Annotated in this window: 18 protein-coding genes; 9 read left to right on the top strand and 9 right to left on the bottom strand. The window is 40.4% G+C overall.

Annotated features, from left to right (window positions below):
* Positions 1-87 precede the first annotated feature (87 nt).
* Together DYI81_RS05980 and DYI81_RS05975 are read left to right on the top strand one after the other, a co-directional pair.
* Positions 88-1,155, top strand: coding sequence for a ferredoxin reductase (locus DYI81_RS05980; protein ID WP_117007024.1), 1,068 nt, complete (start codon positions 88-90; stop codon positions 1,153-1,155).
* A gap of 15 nt (positions 1,156-1,170) precedes the next feature.
* Positions 1,171-2,265: an acyl-CoA desaturase gene (locus DYI81_RS05975; RefSeq protein WP_106985419.1), complete on the top strand. Its 1,095-nt coding sequence runs from the start codon at positions 1,171-1,173 to the stop codon at positions 2,263-2,265.
* Positions 2,266-2,358: 93 nt separating this feature from the next.
* Here DYI81_RS05975 and DYI81_RS05970 read toward each other — a convergent pair whose 3' ends face one another.
* Entirely contained in the window at positions 2,359-3,003 is a 645-nt protein-coding gene (locus tag DYI81_RS05970) for an HAD-IB family hydrolase (RefSeq protein WP_106985420.1), read from the bottom strand.
* Positions 2,970-4,178, bottom strand: coding sequence for a DUF1615 family protein (locus tag DYI81_RS05965; RefSeq protein ID WP_117006980.1), 1,209 nt, complete (start codon positions 4,176-4,178; stop codon positions 2,970-2,972). Before DYI81_RS05965 ends, DYI81_RS05970 begins: the two co-directional genes overlap by 34 nt.
* Positions 4,179-4,773: 595 nt before the next feature.
* On the opposite strand from DYI81_RS05965, the gene pgaB reads away from it, so the two are divergent.
* The 4 genes from pgaB to dusB all read left to right on the top strand — a co-directional run bounded on the left by pgaB (position 4,774) and on the right by dusB (position 9,892).
* Positions 4,774-6,768: a poly-beta-1,6-N-acetyl-D-glucosamine N-deacetylase PgaB gene (gene pgaB / locus DYI81_RS05960; protein WP_117006979.1), complete on the top strand. Its 1,995-nt coding sequence runs from the start codon at positions 4,774-4,776 to the stop codon at positions 6,766-6,768.
* 12 nt (positions 6,769-6,780) lie between these two features.
* A complete protein-coding gene (gene pgaC / locus DYI81_RS05955) occupies positions 6,781-8,055 on the top strand; it encodes a poly-beta-1,6-N-acetyl-D-glucosamine synthase (protein WP_117006978.1) in 1,275 nt (424 codons plus the stop codon).
* An 11-nt stretch (positions 8,056-8,066) separates the two neighbouring features.
* Entirely contained in the window at positions 8,067-8,480 is a 414-nt protein-coding gene (gene pgaD / locus DYI81_RS05950) for a poly-beta-1,6-N-acetyl-D-glucosamine biosynthesis protein PgaD (RefSeq protein ID WP_106985424.1), read from the top strand.
* Positions 8,481-8,848: 368 nt separating this feature from the next.
* The gene (gene dusB / locus DYI81_RS05945) at positions 8,849-9,892 is read left to right on the top strand and encodes a tRNA dihydrouridine synthase DusB (protein ID WP_117006977.1); all 1,044 of its coding nucleotides are present in this window, start codon (positions 8,849-8,851) and stop codon (positions 9,890-9,892) included.
* Positions 9,893-9,995: 103 nt separating this feature from the next.
* Here dusB and DYI81_RS17925 read toward each other — a convergent pair whose 3' ends face one another.
* Positions 9,996-10,145 carry a hypothetical protein gene (locus DYI81_RS17925; RefSeq protein WP_171356319.1) on the bottom strand — a complete coding sequence of 50 codons (150 nt, stop codon included), beginning with the start codon at positions 10,143-10,145 and terminating at the stop codon, positions 9,996-9,998.
* A gap of 110 nt (positions 10,146-10,255) precedes the next feature.
* Positions 10,256-11,305, bottom strand: coding sequence for a nitronate monooxygenase (locus DYI81_RS05940; RefSeq protein ID WP_117006976.1), 1,050 nt, complete (start codon positions 11,303-11,305; stop codon positions 10,256-10,258).
* A gap of 220 nt (positions 11,306-11,525) precedes the next feature.
* Between DYI81_RS05940 and DYI81_RS05935 the strand changes: the two genes are divergently transcribed.
* The 3 genes from DYI81_RS05935 to DYI81_RS05925 are packed head-to-tail and all read left to right on the top strand — an operon-like array spanning position 11,526 to position 14,152.
* The gene (locus DYI81_RS05935; protein ID WP_106985427.1) at positions 11,526-12,785 is read left to right on the top strand and encodes a putative DNA modification/repair radical SAM protein; all 1,260 of its coding nucleotides are present in this window, start codon (positions 11,526-11,528) and stop codon (positions 12,783-12,785) included.
* Positions 12,786-12,787: 2 nt separating this feature from the next.
* Positions 12,788-13,567, top strand: a complete 780-nt coding sequence (locus DYI81_RS05930; protein ID WP_117006975.1) for a TIGR03915 family putative DNA repair protein — start codon at positions 12,788-12,790, stop codon at positions 13,565-13,567.
* A 57-nt stretch (positions 13,568-13,624) separates the two neighbouring features.
* Entirely contained in the window at positions 13,625-14,152 is a 528-nt protein-coding gene (locus DYI81_RS05925) for a hypothetical protein (RefSeq protein WP_117006974.1), read from the top strand.
* Between the two features lie 55 nt (positions 14,153-14,207).
* Here the strand turns inward: DYI81_RS05925 and DYI81_RS05920 are convergent, their stop codons facing one another.
* The 5 genes from DYI81_RS05920 to metK all read right to left on the bottom strand — a co-directional run bounded on the left by DYI81_RS05920 (position 14,208) and on the right by metK (position 18,696).
* Positions 14,208-15,419: a YeeE/YedE family protein gene (locus DYI81_RS05920; RefSeq protein ID WP_117006973.1), complete on the bottom strand. Its 1,212-nt coding sequence runs from the start codon at positions 15,417-15,419 to the stop codon at positions 14,208-14,210.
* A 131-nt stretch (positions 15,420-15,550) separates the two neighbouring features.
* On the bottom strand, positions 15,551-16,252 hold the full coding sequence (locus tag DYI81_RS05915; protein ID WP_106985431.1) for a VIT family protein: 702 nt from the start codon (positions 16,250-16,252) through the stop codon (positions 15,551-15,553).
* A 194-nt stretch (positions 16,253-16,446) separates the two neighbouring features.
* Positions 16,447-16,791, bottom strand: coding sequence for a hypothetical protein (locus DYI81_RS05910; RefSeq protein ID WP_106985432.1), 345 nt, complete (start codon positions 16,789-16,791; stop codon positions 16,447-16,449).
* A 157-nt stretch (positions 16,792-16,948) separates the two neighbouring features.
* Entirely contained in the window at positions 16,949-17,293 is a 345-nt protein-coding gene (locus DYI81_RS05905) for an SMI1/KNR4 family protein (protein WP_117006972.1), read from the bottom strand.
* A gap of 236 nt (positions 17,294-17,529) precedes the next feature.
* Entirely contained in the window at positions 17,530-18,696 is a 1,167-nt protein-coding gene (metK, locus tag DYI81_RS05900; protein WP_117006971.1) for a methionine adenosyltransferase, read from the bottom strand.
* Between the last annotated feature and the right edge of the window lie 607 nt (positions 18,697-19,303).

The following is a 19,303-nucleotide window of genomic DNA, read 5'->3' as shown; positions in this document are numbered from 1 at the left end:
TGGATGTGAATAATTTATGCACAAATATATATACAGATATATATACATGTGTATAATAATTACAAAATCCATGAGATGTAGATGACTATGCATGTTCTTGCTAAAGCAAAATCTCCTTTAAGCTTCATTACAGATAGTGTGTTAGATCTAAATGCCATTAATTTTTGGCTTCAAAAAGTGAACCCACTTTGGTCGAGCAACAAAGCTTTAGGTAAAGTTGTACAGAAGGATACTGCCGCTGAAGGAATGGTTAGTCTAACTATTCAGGTGAATCGTCATTTTAAGTTTGGGCAGGCTGGACATCATCATCCAGTGTTTGCTGTGGTTGATGGTATTCGCTATGAACGTACATATAGTTTAACCAAGCTCGATGCGCAACATGTATTGCTCACGGTAAAAACCCTACAAGGTGGTAAAGTCAGCACATGGTTGGCTGAGCGCGCTCAGGCAGGTGACTTGGTTGAGTTTGGAGCACCTTTTGGTGACATGGTTATTCATGCGATGAACCAACCTTTAGTATTGCTGGCAGCAGGAAGTGGTATAACACCTATGCTGAGTCTGCTTAAAGATATGGCCAAGCACAATCAACTGAAAGATCAACCAGTTCACTTAATGTATTGGGTGAAAAAACAAAGTGATGCTGCTTTTGTTGAACGCTTTGAAAAGTTAGCGTCTAAGCATCCGGCCTTTAGTTATCAAATTTTTTATACCCAAGAAGATGTTGCTGATTCGCGTTTAAATGCAAGCCATGTAGAGCAGTTGACTGATGTAGAAAAGAGCACCGTATATGCTTGTGGACCATCAGGTTTTGTCTTTATCGCAGAACAGCTTTTTTCACATGCGCAGTCCTTCAAAAGTGAAGCATTTAGCATGAGCTTAATGGCGAATGATGATATTGGCTTTGTGAATGTAACACTTACACAATCAAATAAAGTGCTGAGCATTCCAAAAGGCCAATCTATTTTAGTGGCTTTAGAGCAACAAAACATCAAACCAAAACATGGTTGCCGTATGGGTATTTGTAATAAATGTGCCTGTAACAAAGCCGAAGGTTCAACCAAAAATATGGTGAATGGTGCGCAAAACACTGAACCTGGCAACTTGCTCAAAATTTGTGTGAACTCAGCTCAGTCTGATCTTGTCATTGATTTATAAGGTAGGACCATTGCGATGAATATGCCTGTAAAATTTGAATATTTTAAAAACCCAAAAAATAGCGAATTGACGCAAAGTCAGTTAGATGAACTTGCACGTGAGCTTGATGCGATTAAGCAAGAAGTTTTGGATGATCTTGGCGAAAAAGATGCCCAATATATCCGCCGTGTGTATGCAACAATCCGCTACGCATCATTTGCGGGCCGTGCGTTATTGTTTGCGGGATGGTTTCCGCCAGCATGGGTACTTGGTACAGGTTTATTGGGTTTTGCCAAAATCATGGAAAACATGGAATTGGGCCACAATGTCATGCATGGTCAATATGACTGGATGAACGATCCGAAGTTTAATGGCCAAACTTATGAATGGGACATCGTAGGTACAGCAGATAACTGGCGTCAAACACATAACTTTAAACATCATACCTATACCAATATTAAGGGTATGGATGATGACATTGGTTATGGCCTAGTTCGTTTGTTCCCAGAGCAACGTTGGAAGCCTGGTTATCTATTGCAACCGATTTATAGCATTCCATTTTGCTTGTTATTCCAATGGGGCGTAGCCATTCAAAACCTTGAATTGGGCAAATACTTCAAGGGGCGTAAGAGCAAAGAACAGACCCAAGAAGAATGGAAGCCAATGCAAGCCAAAATTGGCAAGCAATTGTTTAAAGATTACGTGTTTTTCCCATTGATTGCAGGCCCTGCAGCTTTACCTGTATTTACAGGTAACTTGGTGGCCAATGGTATTCGTAATATTTGGACCTTTAGTATTATTTTCTGTGGTCACTTTACCAAAGATGTTGAAGTTTTCCCGAAAAAAGTACTGGAAAATGAAAGCCGTGGCCATTGGTACATGCGTCAAATTCGTGGTTCTTCAAACCTGACAGGTTCAGAAGCATTTCACATTTTGACAGGGCACCTCAGCCATCAAATTGAGCATCATTTGTACCCAGATGTACCTGCGCGTCGTTACCGTAAAATGGCACCTAAAGTACAGGCTGTATGTGAAAAATATGGTTTGAACTATAACAATGCAAGCTTAGTAAAACAGTATGGAAGCGTGCTCAAACGTATTGTGAAATATGCGTTCCCATTTAAAAAGTAATTGCTTGATGAGTGATAAAAAAACCTGCTGATGCAGGTTTTTTTATGGTCGGATTTTGTGCTGAGTAGAAACTATTTTATTCAGGTAAGAGAGTTAAGCAGATCGTGCCAGATTTAATTCAGGCAAGCTTTGTGCTTGACCAACCATAAATGGAAAGTCTGCAAGGCTGAGCATTGCAAGGTCTTCATCGCTATTGCCGTAAGCATAGATGCTGTCATAGTCATGCAGGTTGTATTTTTCTAAAATGCGGATTTTTTTCTGTTCATTGCTACAATCTTGAGTTTGGTATCGCCCAGTCATCTTCTGATTGTGGATTTCAACTTCGCTACAAATCAGCTCAATGCCCAGTAATTCACAAATTGGCTTTAAGTAAATGTCGATAGATGCTGAAACCAAAACCACCTGATGACCCAATTGCTGATGACATTTTAATTGATGTAGAAGAGCAGGATCTAAATGTTGAATCAATTCTTTTGCATAGTCATTGGCCAGCTGGTAGAGCGACTCTGCATGGGTATTACGAAACATGGCATGATAGAGCTTTGGACGCATGGCATGTGCAGGGTAAATATTAAGATAGTAGCCCTGAATCCAAGGCAGTATTTTTAAACCTTGCCGTACAATATGCCGCTTCGATAGCGTATAGAAAATAAACCCTGTAAAACTGTCTTTGTTACACAGGGTTCCATCAAAATCAAAAAGGGCTAAATTTTTAAATGTTTTATTCGGCTCATACATGTTTGATAGCGTCCGTTTACGCGAGAAGCGAACCAGTTAGTATTGTAGTCTCTACTTAATTTTGGACCAGAAATAACAACTTCAGGCATTATGGCATAAAACGGTTCTTTGCCCGTTTTTTCTTGATAAAGTTTTGTCACTGCACGGTAAGTGGCTGTTCTTTCAAAATCAATATCTTTTTCCTTTTTCAAATCAGCACGAATTTGATTTGGCGTTAAGATCACATCATTTGTAGAAAAAGCTTTTAATAATTCACGTTCAGATGAACTTTTGGTTGCCAAAGGTGATCCATCTTTAGTGTAGAGGAGTAAATCACCATCTAATGCTAAATCTGAGCCACTCACTTTATTTAATATACTTTGGAAAGCGGCATTACGGCTAGAGTATCGGCCCGAGTTGTAATCTGCGAAGCGATAGATGGGTTTGTCATAATCTGCTTCGTACATCATGAGACGGTGAATACCGTAGTACAAACCGCCGTATTGTGAATACATGTCGGTACGTAAGTCAGCCATATTGCCACTTTGACGTTTATTGTCTTTGGCATAAGTCACCAACACCTGCATTGAACCTAATGTGGTGATGGGATTCATTTTTTCACTGATGTCTTGCCCTAAAAGTTTTGCTGTACCAGTGAGGGCACTCACGTGATAGTGTTTTGCCATATAAGCGAATATTTCACGATATAGCTCATCTAATTGGCGCTCAGTACGAACACGGCTCATTTGACTTAAATAATTATCTTCAGGGCTAGGCTGGGTTTTGAGTACTTCTTGGAAATAGCCCGCGATCGTGCCACCAATTTTATCGCCTAACTTGTCTTTAAATTTTTCATCTAAACGGTCTTGTACTTCTTTCACCGCTTTTTGACCAAGCCCAGGGACTTCCGGGTCAGCATGAAAATTCGATTCTTGGTCTACCACAGCTACAATGGTGCAAACATTCTCTTTGGTTTGTGGAATGCCCAATTGCTCTGTAATGTCGTAGATGTCTTTTGCCCATGATGTACGTTCTTGCACACGACCTGGAATGGCTTTACGAATTTGTTCGGCATTAAGCGTTGGTTCTTTGTCGTTTGACCACCAAGAGCCATTGCCACATGCGGTCAAGCCAATTGAAAGTGCTAAAACAGAAAGCGTTTTAACACCATAGGTTGGAGCAAAAGATTTTTTCATATTGAAGAAAACACATTCCGAAAAGGGAGGTCTATCTGACGCTAGCAGTATACTATGTCGGCATAAAAAAACATGACAATTATCTTCACGTCATATCTTTAAACGTCACATATATAACGCTATAAGTGCTCAACTGAAGCGCTTAAACGGCATACCTAAAGTAGTAAAAACGACACAAATTAAATGAGCCTTAAACTTAAAGCTAAGTGAGTGCAGAATAGATATTTTTCAATGAGCTACGCTTAAAAAATATCATAATGCATTTATATTGCCTAGCCCTCCAAAATCAGTGGGGTATAAAAATAATTTTGCCATCTACTACGGGCTAGTCAGACATTTATAGATTGTCGTCAATATTGAGTAAATAAGGGCTTACACGATTGAGCTTAAATGTGTGGCATAACTTGTGAACAGGAGCTGTATTTACGCAGAAGAAAATAATTAAAAACCTTTATTTTTTAAGTTTCTTTTCAGCTTGTCTTGTTAAAAAGTAAGCATGGGAATTCAGTACACCCGTGCTTAGGTAGAGCAACTACAATAATGGATGATTGGAAGGTGTGCTGCAATTCTCGCAATCATATTTGAGCCATAATCCATGAAAATTCGTTTTCTTAAAACGCTAATCGCTGTCTCTCTTGTGGCAAGCTTGGCAAATCAAGCCACAATGGCTGCAACACCAAATCATAGTGCGACAACAAAAACACTTACTGTTATTGGTTATCACGAAATCACCAACAACAAAAATGCATTAATTCCAGAATATGCAGTTAGCACAGCACAGTTCCAACAACATATTGAGTGGTTGGAAAAACAAGGCTTTCACTTTATTACCGTTGATCAGTTGATCAGTGCCAACAAAGGCAAATCAACTTTGCCAGCTAAGTCTGTATTATTGACTGTCGATGATGGCTATGAATCCTTCTATCAAAATGCTTATCCTGTAATTAAAGCCCATAAAATTCCAGTGGTTTTAGCTGTGGTTGGTTCTTGGTTGGAGCCAAAAGCGGGCGCTCAAGTCGATTTTTCAGATGAAAAAATTCCACGCAGTGATATGTTGTCGTGGGATCAGCTTAAAGAAATGCAAAATAGCGGTTTGGTTGAAATTGCCAGTCACAGTTATAACCTGCATCGCGGGATTTTAGGCAATCCACAAGGCAACTCAGAACCTGCTGCAGTAACACGTTTATATGATCCTAAAACATCAAGTTATGAAGCTGATGCACAATATACGCAGCGTATTACCCAAGATTTAAAACACAATAATCAGCTTTTGGTTGCACATGGACTCAAGTCACCGCGTGTGATGGTATGGCCTTATGGTCGCTACAACATGGAGACGGTCAGTATTGCAAAACAATTGGGAATGCCCGTTGCGATTAGTTTAGATGATGGTGCGGATTCTGCGAAAACGTCTTTAGGGCAACTCAATCGTATTTTGGTCGAAGGTAATATGTCGACGACTGAATTGGCACAAGAGATTGAAAACCGTCAGAAGAACTTAGGCGATAACAACCGTCCACAAAAAATTATGCATATTGATTTGGATTATATTTATGATCCAGATCCCGCACAGCAAGAGCGTAATTTAGGGAATTTGCTTGATCGAATTTCGGCGATGAAAGTCAATACCGTCTATTTACAAGCCTTCTCTGACCCAGATGCCAATGGCTCTGCAGATATGGTGTATTTCCCAAACCATTATCTACCAATGCGTGCTGATTTATTTAACCGTGTTGCGTGGCAAATTCAAACGCGTACCAATGTCAGCCGTATCTATGCGTGGATGCCACTGCTTGCATGGGATTTACCAAAAAAGAATCCTGTTTCTGAGGATTTGGTGGAAACACAGCAAAGCAAAGAGGGTGAGCATTTAAATATGGGCTATCACCGTTTGAGCCCATTTTCAGCCGATGCCCGTGCAACCATTGCAGGCATCTATACCGACCTTGCAAAATCAGCGTCATTTAATGGGGTGTTATTCCATGATGATACCACTTTGTCGGATTATGAAGATGCTAGCCCAGATGCCATGAAAGCCTATGCGTCTATTGGTTTGCCACAAGATTTAAATGCAATTCGTAATAATGATGCGCAGCTCCAAAAATGGACAGCATTTAAAACCGAATATATTGATAACTTTGCGATGCAATTGGCTTCAGAGGTTCGTCAGTATCAACCGTTTTTATTAACTGCACGGAATTTATATGCTCAAGTGGCATTAAAACCTTATGCAGAAAATTGGTACTCACAATCACTTGAACAATCGCTAAATCGTTATGACTTTACCGCGATTATGGCCATGCCTTATATGGAGCAAGCACCGAACAGTGCCAAGTTCTATCAAGACATTGTCAAACGCGTCAAACAATTCCCAAATGGAATAAAGAAAACCGTATTTGAACTACAAGCTGTGGATTGGCGTACCAATCAAAAAGTACCGTCAGACGAAATGGCTTCAACCATCCAGTCTTTATATGAGCAAGGTGTGATGCACGTGGCTTATTATCCTGATGACCCAATTAAAGATCATCCCGATGTACATGTAATGCGTAAAGCCTTTGATTTGAAATCAAGCAAACTTATTCCTTAGGGGAATTGAATTATGTCAACGCTTCAGCAATTTTGGCATTCAGCATTGCACTTTGTATTTTACTATCCATTGTTTATGTCGTACTTATGGATGGTCGGTGCACTGATTTTTTATTGGAAAGAACGCAAAGATCCGCCATTTTCAGAGCCACTCGCTTTAGCGGAATATCCTAAAGTGGCAGTACTGGTACCATGCTTTAACGAAGGCGATAATGCAGATGAAACCATTAGCCATGCTTTAGGTCTGCAATATCCAAACTTTGAAGTGATCGCCATTAATGATGGTAGTAAAGACAATACAGCTGAAGTGTTGGATCGCCTTGCTGGAAAATATGAAAAGTTACGTGTAGTACATTTAGCCCAAAACCAAGGTAAGGCTATGGCACTGCAAGCGGGCAGTTTGCTGACAGATGCGGAGTACCTGATTGGGATTGATGGTGATGCGCTTTTAGACCCGCATGCTGCAACATGGATGGTTCGCCACTTTTTAGAAAATGATGGTGTGGCTGCGGTTACGGGTAATCCACGTATTCGGACCCGTTCAACTTTAATTGGTCGTATTCAAGTCGGTGAGTTTTCTTCGATTGTCGGTATGATTAAACGCGCACAACGTAGCTTTGGTCGATTATTTACGGTCTCTGGGGTGATTACAGGTTTTCGTAAAAGTGCGGTGCATTCAGTTGGTTATTGGTCACCAGACATGTTAACCGAAGACATTGATATTACTTGGAAGCTACAACGTGAAGGCTGGGACATTCGCTTTGAGCCAAATGCTTTGGTTTGGATCTTAATGCCAGAAACATTTAGCGGCTTATGGAAGCAACGTCTACGTTGGGCAATGGGTGGGGCACAAGTCTTACTTAAAAATATCGATGTGTTGTTTAAACCCAAACTAAACTTTTTATGGCCATTAATGATGGAGCTGATTTTGACTCTAGTTTGGTCATATATGATGCTCATTATGGCGGTTATTTGGGTGCTACATTTTGTGATTCCTATGGGTGGAATTGGTGATTTAGTCAGTTCGCCATTCTTACCTTACGGTACGGGCATGTTATTGGGTGCGACCTGCTTATTGCAATTTGCCCTAAGTAAATGGATGGACAGTCGTTATGAGCCATCATTGGGTAAAAACTATTTCTGGATGATTTGGTATCCATTCGTATTTTGGTTGATTACCATCACCGCCAGTATTGTTGCCTTCCCTAAAGTATTACGACGCGGCACGGGCCAGCGTGCACGTTGGGTGAGTCCTGACCGTGGTATTCGTATAAAATCAGAAAGCTGAGTAAATATAAGATGAAAAATAATAGCTTAATTATCGATTTACGCCGCCAGTTACCATGGCATAAACGATACGCATCAAATACATCTACCGCTGTAATGTGGGGTATTTGGTTGTTGTTATGGCGCCCAGCCTTGCTGGTGATGGGATTCCTAAGCTTGCAAAAACACCATGTACTTGAGCATTTGTTTGGCTCTTTTGGTACGGGTTTAGAACATGGATTTACAGCATTGGTGGCATGTGCCATTTCACTGTTGCTATGGTCGAATTATGTCCCTGCAAAAACAGTGAAAAAGCAAACGCCAAAAACATTAACAGACTATGTGCACCATTTTGATTTGCCAGTACAGGAAATTGAAAATAGCCGTCAGCAAAAAATTAGCACGGTCTATCACGACGAACATGGCAAAATTATTCATATTGAATAAAGTGCCGTATACGATTGAATCTGAAAACACTCAATTTCACTTGGGTGTTTTTTTTCATAAGTACTTAGCCCTTTAAAGCTGTACTAGAGGTTGAGCAAAGTAGACTTAGGTGGGATTTAAGCATATTGGCGAAGCTAGAGATTTTTGTGAGAAAGATTTAGACTATGCCTCTCCCATAGAAAATCGCTTTTGAGCGTCAGCATCTCGCATTTGTCTGGCAGAAGATGCAGAATTTTGTATGTCTCATCTTAGTATCTGCAATAGATTCAATAAATATTGCCGTGATGGATAACTTATTCATCCTATAGTTAGGATTTGTGGTAGCAAAATATTTTCTAGGTTTAACCTGTACGAAGTGGAAAAAATTAATGGCGCAGCATGCAGTAATTCAAGAGTTATTTGATAAGCCCATCAGCAAAAAATTGTGGGTTGCCCCGATGGCAGGGGTTACTGATCGGCCATTTCGTACGTTATGTAAATACTTTGGTGCAGGGCATGCGGTCAGTGAAATGATGACGGCAGACAAAACCTTGCGCATGAGTAAAAAGAGTTTATATCGTGCTAATTTTGATGGTGAAATTGCGCCTATTTCAGCGCAAATTGCGGGTTCAGATCCACAAGAACTTGCAGAAGCTGCACGCTTTCAAGTGGCGAATGGGGCGCAAATTGTTGACATCAATATGGGTTGTCCAGCCAAAAAAGTTTGTAATAAATTAGCAGGCTCAGCATTGCTGAAAGATGAAGACCTTGTTGCACGTATCTTAGACAGTGTTGTGGCGGCAGTCGATGTTCCAGTGACTCTTAAAACCCGTTTAGGCTTTTTAAATGGGCATGAAAATATTTTACGTGTGGCGAAACGTGCTGAAGAAGCGGGGATTGCCGCTTTGGCTCTACATGGTCGTACCCGTGAAGATATGTACTTAAACACTGCTCGTTATGCTCTCATTAAAGAAGTTAAAGCTTTACTGAGTATTCCAGTGATTGCCAATGGCGACATCGATACACCAGAAAAAGCCAAATATGTATTGGATTATACAGGTGCGGATGCGGTGATGATTGGCCGTGCAGCACAAGGTCGCCCTTGGATCTTTAGGGAAATTGCGCACTATTTGGAAACTGGTGAACACTTGGCCGCGCCTAATATTGAAGAAGTTAAAAAAGTGCTGTTAGGGCATTTGGCAGAACTCTATGAATTTTATGGTGAATACTCAGGCTGCCGTATTTCACGTAAACACATTGCTTGGTATACCAAGGGTTTACGCTCAAGTAATGAATTCCGTCAAAACATGTATAAAGAAGATTCAACCGCCGCACAATTTAAAGTGGTAGAAGCGTATTTTGATCATTTACTTGATCATGGCGACATTATGAGTGATGTGCAGGTTGAACAAGTAAACTTGCTAGAAACCTAAATCTGTATAGTATTAACGCGCGTAACGTGACACATACGTTTTGCTCATTAAAGAAAAAACCAGCCAAAGTGGCTGGTTTTTTATCTTTTGGTTGCTGTAGAGCTTAAGAGGCGTGTGCTTCAGAAGCAGGCGTTACATCAGCTTTAGTATCCGCTTGTGCTGGGGTAACTTGAGTTGATTTTTCTGATTTAAAGTGATGGGTTGTGTCTACGGACACCCCTATGAGCACTAAAATAAGGAGAACAGCTGCCATATATATCCTAATTGTTATCCTGTTGTTGTTTATTTATATGATTTACATATAGCAACATAATATTACTTTTGGATAACAAAGAGGAGTGGCTTATTCAAAAAAACGAGCATTTAGTCTGCGTTAAAATTCATTTCTAAAACCAATTGATTTATTAAGTCTGGTACTTCTAGGGCACGAATTTTCGCAACTTGGCTTCCCGCCCAAAATGCTCCAAAACCATGATCACCATGTTGTGACGCAAGTTGATGGAGCTGTTTCGCTAAATCATAAGCATAAGGGTAGTCGGCAACTATTGGGCGCTCAGGCGTATCAATTTGACTATGCCAATGATTAATTAATCCACGTGCAGGTCGACCCGATATGCTTGTTGTTATTTGCGTAATAGGCTGATCAAATAATGCTTTACGATAGGCTTCATTGGCATTCGAGCTTTTGCATTGTACAAATGCGGTCCCGAGTTGCACGGCATCTGCACCTAATTTCAGCATATATTTAGCATCTTGGCCTGTCATAATGCCACCTGTTGCAACAATTGGAAGATTGCAGTGTTTTTTCAGTAATTGTACTAAGTCACTGGTTTGAATGCTACTGTCAAAACTTGGGTTGAATATGCCACGATGCCCACCCGCTTCAATACCCTGAGCAATAATGATATCAATGCCTGCCGCTTCAATTGCGCGTGCTTCAATTAAGTTGGTTGCAGTTACCATCGTGATAATGCCTGCTTCTTTTAAGGCTTGAATCTGATGGGGATGCGGAATGCCAAAGTGAAAACTGACGGCTTTGGGACGTGTTTCGAGTACAAGCTGTAAAAAATCATCGTGATCTAAAAAACTGGGATAAATACAATCGAGCTGTGTGGGTGCGACTGCGCCGTATTGTTCGAATTGTGGGCGTATATAGTCAATCCACGCTTGGGAGCGTTGCAGATTAAATGCTTGCGATTGATGGCAAAAGAAATTGACCTGAAAAGAATGATCAGTTAAGGCTTGAGTCGCTAAGATTTGTTGCTTGGCTACATCAACACTGCTTGCCCCTAGACCAAGTGCACCTAAGCCCCCTTGATTAGATACCTCAGCAACCAAAGTGGGTGTGGAAACACCTGCCATTGGAGATAAAAAAATGGGGTGTTTAATGGCTAAATTTTCTAATACATTCATTTAAGTTTTCTCCTCATTATATTTTTACTTTGCCGAAGGCCTAGGTTTTATGCAAATCATATTCGGCATTTTGTTTATAAATAGCAGTAGATAAAAAGAAAAAATGTGCAGAGGATTTTAAACGACATGCTGTGACGTGTAGGCATCTCAATCATACTTTTCCTAATGATGGGCAGCTTATAATTTAGTTGTACTTGATAATTTACGCTGAATTTCTCCTATGTCTGAACGTATTCGTGAAAAATTGCAAATATTGGCAGATGCGGCTAAATATGATGTGTCGTGTTCATCCAGTGGAAGCAAACGCCAAAATAAAGACCGCGGTCTTGGTAATACAGGTAATGGTATTTGCCATAGTTATACCGAAGATGGTCGCTGTGTGTCATTACTCAAAATCTTATTTACCAATGTGTGTATTTTTGACTGTGCCTACTGTGTGTCGCGTCGTTCCAATGATGTGCAACGGGCAGCCTTTACCGTGCAAGAAGTTGTGGATTTAACCATCAACTTTTATCGTCGTAATTATATTGAAGGGCTATTTTTAAGTTCGGGTATTTTTAAGTCAGCCGACCATACTATGGAGCGTATGCTACAAGTGGTCAAGAAATTGCGCTTAGAAGAAAACTTCAACGGCTATATTCATCTGAAAACGATTCCGGGTGCGTCTAAAGAAATTATTACAGAGGCTGGTTTATATGTGGACCGCATGAGTATTAATTTGGAAATGCCGACCGAAGCAGGCTTACAGCAATTTGCACCCGAAAAAAGCCATGCAGAAGTACAAAAAGATTTAGGAATTGTGCGTGACCGTTTAATCGAACTGAAAGATGAACGGAAAATTATTCGGACTGTGCCACAGTTTGTTCCTGCAGGTCAGACCACGCAAATGGTGGTAGGTGCTGCGCAAGAAACGGATCAAGATATTATTATGATGGCGGATCGGCACTATAAAGAATTTAAGCTAAAACGCGTGTATTTTTCGGGCTATATTCCAATTAATGAACAAGAAAAGGCGCTACCAATGGTAGGTTCTGCACCGCCATTGCTCCGTGAAAACCGCTTGTATCAAAGTGATTGGCTCATGCGATTTTACGGCTTTGATGCATCTGAAATAGTAGATGATGCTCATCCAAATTTGGATTTAGATGTAGATCCGAAATTGAGCTGGGCGCTTCGTCATCCAGAGCAATTTCCTATTGATATTAACCGTGCGGATTACCGCATGATAATGCGTGTACCGGGAATTGGCGTACGTTCAGCTAAAAAAATAGTACAGGCAAGACGCTTTGGGCAAATTCATATTGACCAGTTAAAGCGTATGGGTGTGTCTTACAATCGTGCGCAACATTTTATCCGCTGTGTAGATACGCCAAAGTTTCAACGTGACCAAACACCCAGCCAAATTCGCAATCAGATTTTGCAGATGGGCAATTCTAAATATACGCAGCAATTGTCACCTCAGCTTGGTTTTGGGTTCTAAACATGGCGGTCTATCAATTTGATGGAACGATGACTGGGCTATTGAGCTGCATATTTCGCGCGTTTGAGTTTAAGGAATTTAGTGTACAACTGACCGCTGGACAGCTGCCTCAGTCATGCTTATTTGATGAGTTTGTTGAGGTTCCATCCAATGAGGAACATGGGCAACGGGTCTGGCAGGGTTTAAAACAAAAGCTTTCAGCACAAGCACTGCGGAATTTTTATTACAGCTTTCTCTCAGAGCAAGATGAAGCATTTCAGCATTGTTTTAATTTTGCAGTTTATGTCTTTCAGTCACAGCGTCCAGTAGATCAGGATTATGGCCATGCCGATGTGTTGGGTATTTCACAATGGGCCAAGCAAGTTGGTCGTGAAAAGCATCGCATGGAGGCATTTGTACGCTTTAAAAAATGTCAAGATGGCTTGTATTTGAGTCTGATTTCGCCAGATTTTAATGTTTTACCTTTAATTGAACGACATTTTTGCCGTCGTTACCAAGATCAGCAATGGCTCATTTATGATGAAAAGCGTAAGTACGGCATTTATTATGATTTAAAAGATGTGCATCAGATACAGATGAATGTGTATGAGGTAGACACAAATCTACAGCTGGGCCATAGTCAGGCTTTTAGTGTGCAACTCGACGATGATGAGCTGTTATACGACCAGCTCTGGAAAGATTATTTTAGAAGTGTAAATATTGAAGCGCGTAAAAATATGCGACTGCATGTGCAGTATGTACCAAAACGCTATTGGCGATACATGAATGAGAAATCGCTTTAATTCGGATTTTATGCATAATATGGGCTGTTTTAAAGTTTTAGACCAAAGAGTGCATTTATGAAGTTTGTCCTTGCTTTGAGCATTATGTCCAGCTTAATGCTCAGTGCTTGCACTGCCGATCAAAAGTCATCTGTAGAAGTCAAAGCCACTGATTATGCTGTGACTGATGAGGCAAGTTTGCAACAAAAGATTGATGCCTTAAATACTCAATTGGCATCTGATTATCAGCAATTGAAGCAACAGCAAAATATCGCATTTTCAGATCAATCACCTTTAGATGTCACGAATTTGAGTACCTTGCATTTGCATGCGGTGAGTGCAACCTCGCTTAAACCTGTGAAAGAAGAATACTGTCAGCTCATGAATACTTATTTTAATGAGCTTTATCGCGTTGGGCATTTTAATTTACAGTGGTTAGATCAAATACAATTAAAGCATCAATCTCAGACAGCATTAGCACCACACTTTGCCAATGCAGATGCTTTTTATGCATTTGCTTTAACTGACTACAGTAGCTATAAGCAAGCACAGCAAATTATGGGCTTTGGTTGCAATTTAAGAGCTGCTTTAAGTCCAAAGGCATAATGACAAAGCGCAATAAAAAAAAGACCATATTGATGGTCTTTTTTTATGAAGCGTATTAACAGCCTGTGAGTTTTTCAGGTTGCGGACGTTCACCAGGGAAAAAGATTGGACGTAGTTTTACACCAATACCATTACCAATAAAAGCAAAGATGAGCCATAACCAACCATGTAAACTGCCCGATGCAATACCACTGAAGTACGCACCAATGTTACAGCCGTATGCTAAGCGTGCACCATAGCCCAACATTAAACCACCAATTACTGCAGCAGCAAGTGAGCGCTTTGGAATATTAAAGTTAGGGGCGAATTTACCCGCAAGGCTAGCTGCCAATAATGCACCAATCATAATGCCAAAGTTCATCATAGAGGTAATATCAAACCACAATGATTCGGCTAAGGCTTTTGCATTGCCAGGTTGTTGCCAGTAGTTCCATGACGCAACATCAATGCCCATAACACTTACAGATTTGGCAGCCCACACTGCAAGTGCAGAGGTCACACCCCAAGGACGACCTGCAAGCGCCAAGGTTGCAAAGTTGAGGAGGGTTAAAATAATACCGCCCCAAATTAATGGCCATGGGCCACGAATAAAACGCTTCCAGCCATGGTTTTGGCTTACAGGTTCAAGCTCTAAACTACCGTGACGTTTCTTTTCAAAATACACTGTTGCAACAGCAATGAGTGCAAATAATACAAAGTTGATGAAGAGAGCAGGGGCAACACCTAAGCTGGTCACAATAGAAATTGGAGCTAAATGCGGCAGGTTAAACCACCAATCAATATGCGAGGTTGCAATCAGTGAGCCTGTGCAGAAGAAGATCAGCGTCACAATCATGCGCATACTGCCTGAGCCGACAGTATAAAGCGTACCTGATGCACAGCCACCACCCAATTGCATGCCAATACCAAAGATAAAAGCACCAATCATGACAGACATAGAAACAGGGTTTACATTACCTTTGACTGGCGTGCCAAATAACTCACCCGCACCTAAAGCAGGGAAAAAGAGCAACACGGCTAAAGACAACATGATCATTTGTGCACGTAAACCACGGCCACGACGTTCTTTAATAAATACACGCCAGCTCGAAGTAAAGCCAAATGAAGCATGGTAAAGCGTCATACCAAGCGCGCCACCAATAAGGAAAAGGAGGGCTTGTTTAACGCCAACCACTTGATAGGCACCGATCGTACCTAAAATTAAAAGAATAAAAGACACCCAAACCGATACATTTGATCGATTTGCAGGTGCAGCAATAACAGACATAGGAGATTAAATTAAAAATAAAAAATCAGGGCTATTGTATAAAAGTTAACAGCCCTCAAGGGACAATATATATAAATATACTATGTGTATATTTGAATTATTATATTAGTAAAAATTATATGTAAGAAATGCTATAGCGGTGTGACATTAAAGAGAGAACCAATCCAGCTGGAGAAAAGCATGGCAATAATGCCCCAAATACATACGCGCATACTGCCTTTAAGTAGCGATGTACCCGCAGCATAGCTTGAAAGTGCACCCAGTAAAGCCAATGAAACTACACCTACAACCATGACTGTTTGAGCGACATATTGCTCCGAGCTTAGCAAAATAGACAACATGGGAAATAAAGCCCCAATTGAAAATGCCAAAGCTGATGAGCCTGCAGCCAATAAAGGTTTAGCTGCCGTATTATCGTTAATACCAATTTCGTCACGCGCATGCGCTTCTAAAGCATTCTGAGCAGTAAGTTGCACGGCAACATCATGCGCCAGCTCTGGTGTTAAGCCACGAGCAATATAAATGTGAGTAAGTTCTTTGAGCTCTAGCTCTGGATTACGTTGTAATTCACGATGCTCCATAGCAAGGTCAGCTTTTTCAATGTCTTCTTGAGATTTCACTGAAATATATTCGCCTGCAGCCATAGAGGTCGCACCCGAAATTAGACCCGCAATACAGGTAATGAGCAAAGTTTGTGTGGAAGCGCCACTGGCTGCCATGCCCATAATTAAGCTTGTCACAGAAATAATGCCGTCATTTGCGCCCAATACAGACGCACGTAACCAGCCTGTACGTTGCATATAATGTTGTTCTATATGATGAGACGAAGGCATAACACATGCTCGCTTAAGTTAAATATTGTTCTGTTAAGGAGTATAGCCTGTGTGAGCAGATCGACAAAGTAAAATGGTCAATAGCAACAGGCCTTTGATTCCTTAGGGATAATGATGCTGTAAGAGCCGTGTAGTGATATTTTTGAAGACAAAACAAAGCCCTCATGTAGAGGGCTTTGTTGGATGCAATAAAATTATTGCTGTGCTTTTTCTTTAACGTCTGCAGCACCTTGTTCAACGGCACCAGCTGTTGCAGCAGTCGCATCTTTCGCTGCTTCTTTTGCATCATGTGCAGCGGCTTCAGCGTGATTTGCGGCATTGTTTGCAGCATCAGCTGTCGCAGTTGCTGCGTTGTCTACAGCAGTTGCAGTCGCAGTTGCTGCTTCTGATGTTGCATTGGCGATATCATGGCCAGCTTGGTCAGCGGCGTTTTCAAGGTGTTCACCCGTTGTAGCACCAGTTTCAGGAGCTTTGTCTTTGTTACAGCCAACAAGTGCAACAGTGGCAGCTAAACCTAGAGCAACTAATAATTTATTCATTGTACAGTTTCCTTTTTTTGTTATACCCGTAGCATGGGCTGAACATATATTAGCTGAAAGGCTGTTTATAAATCGATCAAAAATTGTTGATTAAGTGTAATTTTTACCAATATGCCTTTTAATATTTGAAATATTATTGCTGGCACAAATAATTTTCTTAACTTGGTATCAGCTCTTCAATTGAAGGTGCTAGAAGGTAGATAAATTCAGCGTCTTCATGGCGCCATAAGTAAATTTCTTCTCCCAATTGTGAGTCTTCATTAGCTCGCATTAACAAGTAATCACCATCGCCATTATGCGCAATTGCAACACTGTTTTCTGGGAAGTCTTCAATTTCTAGAGTGGATGTATGCTCTGCGACAAGATGTTCCATAGTACGCTTAATTCGTTTTACATCACTGGTGTCGTGAAAGGGGAAAAGCCACCATGCTTCAATATCGTCACCATCTTCATATTCGTCTTCATCAGATAAGCTGATCGCGAATTCGCCACCATTTTCAATTTACATTTTTGCTTTATATTTTTCAGGAAATTTAAATCCTAATAGTTCCTCGGCAGTGCTTATAAATTTGTATTCTACTGGAAATGGCTTGAAATTATTCTTTATATATTTTAGATACTTATTAATAAAAGTTGCGTAAATTTAAGTCAATAGTTGAGAGGGTTAAATTGACATATTAAAAATTGAACAATAAAAAAGCCTGCATGGCGCAGGCTTTTTTAACGAGAAATTTACAATTAAAGACCAGCAGCTGCTTTAAGCGCTTCAGCTTTATCTGTTTTTTCCCAAGTAAATGCAGTATCAGAACCTTCACGACCAAAGTGGCCATAAGATGCAGTTTGTTGATACATTGGTTGAATCAAGTTCAACATACGTGTAATACCGTATGGGCGCAAGTCGAAGTGTTCACGTACCAATGCAATAATCAAATCTTCAGATACTTTTGCAGTGTTGAATGTGTTGATAGAAATAGAAGTTGGCTCAGCAACACCAATTGCATAAGACACTTGGATTTCACATTTGTCTGCAAGACCTGCAGCCACAATGTTTTTAGCAACATAACGACCAGCGTATGCAGCAGAGCGGTCAACTTTAGATGGATCTTTACCAGAGAAAGCACCACCACCGTGACGAGCCATACCGCCGTAAGTATCTACAATAATTTTACGGCCAGTTAAACCACAGTCACCTACAGGGCCGCCAATCACGAACATGCCTGTTGGGTTGATGTGGAATTTAGTATCCGCATGGAACATGTCCGCTGGGATTACTTTTTTCACAATTTCTTCAATTACAGCTTCTTTTAGCTGTGCTTGAGTAATTGAAGGGTCATGCTGAGTAGAAAGCACAACAGCATCTAAGCGTACCGGCTTGCCATTTTCATAGGCAAAAGTTACTTGGCTTTTCGCATCTGGGCGTAACCAAGAAAGTGTACCTTGCTTACGTAACTCTGCTTGTTTTTCCATTAAGCGATGCGCGTATGAAATTGGCGCAGGCATTAATACATCTGTTTCACGGCTAGCATAGCCAAACATTAAACCTTGGTCACCAGCACCTTGATCTTCAGGTTTTTGGCGGTCTACACCTTGTGCAATTTCAGGTGATTGTTTACCAATCATATTGATGACAGCACAAGTTGAGCCATCGAAGCCAAGATCTGAATGATGGTAGCCGATACCATTTACAGTGTTGCGGACAATCGCTTCAAAGTCGACGTTTGCAGTCGTTGTGATTTCACCAGCAAGTACGACCGCACCAGTTTTTACAAGCGTTTCACAAGCGACCCGCGCATAAGGGTCTTCTTTTAAGATCGCATCCAAAATAGCATCACTGATTTGGTCAGCCATTTTATCTGGATGGCCTTCGCTTACAGATTCCGAGGTAAATACAGCGTACTCGCGCATAAGTCCTATCACAGTTAATTTAAAAGACGCAATATGTTACATCGACTTCAGTCTTAGGACTAGCGCATGTCGACCAAAATGAATGAATTTATTTCAATTTATTGGTGTTTTATTTGATATGGTCATTAAAAAAAGTGATAACGCTATCTTTATTAGATGTAAGTGGCTGAAATTTTATACGTTCAGTCATGTAAAGTGCTGACTATAATTCAAGGTTTTTTTGGCCTTTAAGACTTTCAGAGGCTGATTTGTTGCTGTGCTAATGTGTTTAAGTTGTTTCAAAACAAGAGGATATAATCATATTTTGTAATTGGATGAGTGTAATGTTGTTAAGTTTTTCTATGAAAATTCATTTTTGAATTATAAACATGAATAAAATTCATCTTTTGATTAAGATATTGTATTTTAAGTATTTGTTTTGATTTTTTTGTGGCGTTTACCAGGGTGCAACTGAAGATTCATGTCATCTTAAATATATTTTTGCAGTTTTAGATGCAAAACATATATCGCAAGATTATAAAAATATAGAAAATTTTAAGGCGGTATGTGCTGGATAATTGTGCAAAAAATGATTTCATTACGAATTAATAGCGAAAACTCGGGCTTG

The sequence above is a fragment of the Acinetobacter sp. SWAC5 genome (assembly GCF_003419885.1).
In the GTDB taxonomy this organism is placed as follows: domain Bacteria; phylum Pseudomonadota; class Gammaproteobacteria; order Pseudomonadales; family Moraxellaceae; genus Acinetobacter; species Acinetobacter cumulans.
Note: the sequence above shows the minus strand (reverse complement) of the source record. Positions and strands in the feature narration are given on the sequence as shown.